The 3,478-nt window shown below is 65.8% G+C and carries 4 protein-coding genes; all 4 read left to right on the top strand.

From position 1 onward, the window contains the following. On the top strand, positions 1 to 293 hold a 293-nt coding region (locus K0M70_RS08785; RefSeq protein WP_290781424.1), incomplete at its 5' end, for a PDZ domain-containing protein. A gap of 107 nt (positions 294 to 400) precedes the next feature. Next, complete coding sequence (gene lepA / locus K0M70_RS08780; RefSeq protein ID WP_290781423.1) at positions 401 to 2,194, top strand: translation elongation factor 4; 1,794 nt, start codon at positions 401 to 403, stop codon at positions 2,192 to 2,194. A 29-nt stretch (positions 2,195 to 2,223) separates the two neighbouring features. Continuing rightward, complete coding sequence (gene lepB, locus K0M70_RS08775; RefSeq protein WP_290781422.1) at positions 2,224 to 3,042, top strand: signal peptidase I; 819 nt, start codon at positions 2,224 to 2,226, stop codon at positions 3,040 to 3,042. Positions 3,043 to 3,068: 26 nt separating this feature from the next. After that, on the top strand, positions 3,069 to 3,478 hold a 410-nt coding region (locus K0M70_RS08770; protein WP_290781421.1), incomplete at its 3' end, for a DUF4845 domain-containing protein.

The following is a 3,478-nucleotide window of genomic DNA, read 5'->3' as shown; positions in this document are numbered from 1 at the left end:
CGCCGCCGGCCGCCGGCAATGCCCTGGGCGTGGTGGTGGAAGCGCTGGACGCGGCCGCCCGGGCCGAGCGCGGCCTGGCGGCGGGCGAGGGCGTGCTGGTCACCCGGGTGGTGGGCCTGGCGGCCCGCAGCGCCGGTCTGTCGGCCGGTGACGTGATCCTGCAGGTGGGCCGCACCGACGTCGGTTCGGTCGCCGAATTCGAAGCGGCGGCGGCGTTCAAGCCGGGGGACGAGGTCCGCCTGCTGGTCCGCAACGCCCGCAGCACCGGCTTCGTCACCTTCACGCTGCGCTGAGCCAGCCCGCGGGCGCCGCCCCCTGCCTGCCGATCGCAGGTCGGTAGGGGGCGGGGCTGTGCGATAATCGACGGTTTACAGCTACGCAACGGCAGCCAGTCCCCCGCATGCAGCACATCCGCAATTTCTCCATCATCGCCCACGTGGACCACGGCAAGTCCACCTTGGCCGACCGGATCATCCAGATTTGCGGCGGCCTGCAGGCGCGCGAAATGGAGGCGCAGGTGCTCGACTCGAATCCGATCGAGCGCGAGCGCGGCATCACCATCAAGGCGCAATCGGTGTCCCTGCCGTACACGGCCAAGGACGGCGTCACCTACCAGCTCAACTTCATCGACACGCCCGGGCACGTAGACTTCAGCTACGAAGTCAGCCGCTCGCTGGCCGCCTGCGAAGGCGCTCTGCTGGTGGTGGACGCGGCGCAGGGCGTCGAGGCGCAGTCGGTAGCCAACTGCTACACGGCGGTCGAGCAGGGCCTGGAAGTGGTGCCGGTGCTCAACAAGATAGACCTGCCGACGGCCGACATCGAAAAGGTGAAGAAGGAAATCGAAGCCGTCATCGGCATCGACGCCGAAGACGCGGTGGCCATCAGCGCCAAGACCGGCTTGAATGTGGTCGACGTGCTGGAGGCGATCGTCAAGCGCATCCCGGCGCCGGTGGATCGCGGCAGCAACAAGCTGCAGGCGCTGATCATCGACTCGTGGTTCGACAACTACCTGGGCGTGGTCTCGCTGGTGCGGGTGATGCAGGGCGAGATCAAGCCCGGCGACAAGATGCTGGTGATGTCCACCGGCCGCACCCACGTGGTGGACAAGGTTGGTGTGTTCACGCCCAAGCGCAAGGACCTGCCCAAGCTGGGCGCCGGCGAAGTGGGCTGGATCAACGCCTCCATCAAGGACGTGCACGGTGCGCCGGTCGGCGACACGCTGACCCTGGCCAACGACCCGGCCGCCGAACCGCTGCCCGGCTTCCAGGAAATGCAGCCGCGGGTGTTCGCCGGCCTGTTCCCGGTGGACGCCGAAGACTACCCGGCGCTGCGCGAGGCGCTGGAAAAGCTCAAGCTCAACGACGCCGCGCTGCGCTTCGAACCGGAAAGCTCCGAGGCCATGGGCTTCGGTTTCCGCTGCGGCTTCCTGGGCATGCTGCACATGGAGATCGTGCAGGAGCGCCTGGAGCGCGAGTACGACCTCAACCTCATCACCACCGCGCCCACCGTGGTGTACGAAATCCTGATGAACGACGGCACCACCATGGCGCTGGACAACCCCGCCAAGCTGCCGCCGCCGACCAAGGTCAGCGAAATCCGCGAGCCGATCATCCGCGCCAACATCCTCACGCCGCCCGACTACGTGGGCAACGTGATCAAGCTGTGCGAGGAAAAGCGCGGCCGCCAGGTGAGCATCACCTACATGGCCTCGCAGGTGCAGATCAGCTACGAGCTGCCGATGGCCGAAGTGGTGCTGGATTTCTTCGACCGCCTCAAGTCGGTGTCGCGCGGCTACGCCTCGCTCGACTACCACTTCGAGCGCTTCGAGGCCGGGCCGTTCGTGCTGGTGGACACGCTGATCAACGGTGACAAGGTGGACGCGCTTTCGTCCATCGTGCACCGCAGCCACGCCGACCGGCGCGGGCGGGACATCTGCGAGAAAATGCGCGAGCTGATCCCGCGGCAGATGTTCGACGTGGCCATCCAGGCGGCCATTGGCGCCCAGATCATCTCGCGCTCCACCGTCAAGGCGATGCGCAAGAACGTGCTGGCCAAGTGCTACGGCGGCGACGCGTCGCGCAAGAAGAAGCTGCTGGAGAAACAGAAGGAAGGCAAGAAGCGCATGAAGCAGGTCGGCCGGGTGGAAATCCCCCAGGAAGCCTTCCTTGCCGTGCTCCAGGCGGACAACAAGTAAGCGGCCCCCGCCGCGAGGAACCATCACGCGTGAAAATCGACCTTGCCCTCATCCTGACTGCGCTGGCCGCGCTTACCGGCCTTATCTGGCTGATCGACAGCCTGCTGTTCGCCGGCAAGCGCAAGCTGATGGTTGCCGAAGGCGACGAGGTCGTCGACCCGGTGCTGGTGGAATACGCCAAGTCGCTTTTCCCGATCATCTTCCTGGTGCTGGGCCTGCGCAGCTTCGTGGCCGAGCCCTTCCGCATCCCGTCGTCTTCGATGATGCCCACCCTGCTGGTGGGTGACTTCATCCTGGTCAACAAGTTCAGCTATGGCCTGCGGCTGCCGGTGCTCAATACCAGGGTCGTGCCGCTGGGCCAGCCCGCGCGCGGCGACGTGGTGGTGTTCCGTTACCCCGGCATGGGCGAGGGCGACGTGCAGCAGGGCATGGACTACATCAAGCGCGTGGTTGGCCTGCCTGGCGACCGGATCTCGTTCTCCAACCAGACCCTGTACGTCAACGACCAGGCCGTGGCGAAAGGCCCGGTGGGCGCCTACGTCGGCACCGGCAAGGGCCGGGAAATGACCGGCGCCACCCTGTTCGAGAACGAGCTGCCCGGCCGGACGCACCAGATCCTCCAGGCTTCGCCCTACGGCGACATGCGGCTGCAGGGGAACTGGACGGTGCCGCAGGGCAGCTATTTCGTCATGGGCGACAACCGGGACCACAGCTCCGACAGCCGGGTCTGGGGCTTCGTGCCCGAAGACGCCCTGGTCGGCAAGGCGTTCCTGATCTGGCTCAACTGCGAAGGCTGGTTCTGCAGCGGGGCGTTTGACTACACCCGGATTGGCGATACCATCCGCTGAACGGACCATCACCGGGGGAAGGCACCATGAAGCGTACGCAGAAAGGCATCACGTTGACGAGTTTCGTACTTGTGCTTGCCGTCGTGGGCTTCTTCGCCCTGATGACCATGAAGCTGTTCCCGATGTACAGCGAGTACTACAGCGTCAAGCGCGTGATGGATGAGTTGGCGGCCACGCCCAAGTCGGCCAGCATGTCCGGCCAGCAGATCCAGACCGAGCTGGAGCGTCGCTTCAACATCGGCTACGTGGAATCCGTGAAGAAAGAACACATCAAGATCATCCGCGCCGGGAAGGGCACGAAGCTCAACATCGCCTACGAAGTCCGCCTGGGGGGGGGGGGGAACCGCGGCGCGGGGGGGCGGGTGGGCAATAACGGTTATGTTTACGGGCCCGGTGGGGGTGGGTGGGAGGTTTTCGCATCGTTTGCGGGCCCCCC

The organism is Arenimonas sp. (assembly GCF_019459675.1).
Taxonomy (GTDB): Bacteria; Pseudomonadota; Gammaproteobacteria; order Xanthomonadales; family Xanthomonadaceae; genus Arenimonas.
This window is presented reverse-complemented; position numbering and strand designations above follow the sequence as displayed.

Coding starts and splice junctions, on each gene's coding strand:
- lepA (WP_290781423.1), top strand. CDS start 401: ATGCAGCACATCCGCAATTTCTCCATCATCGCCCACGTGGACCACGGC.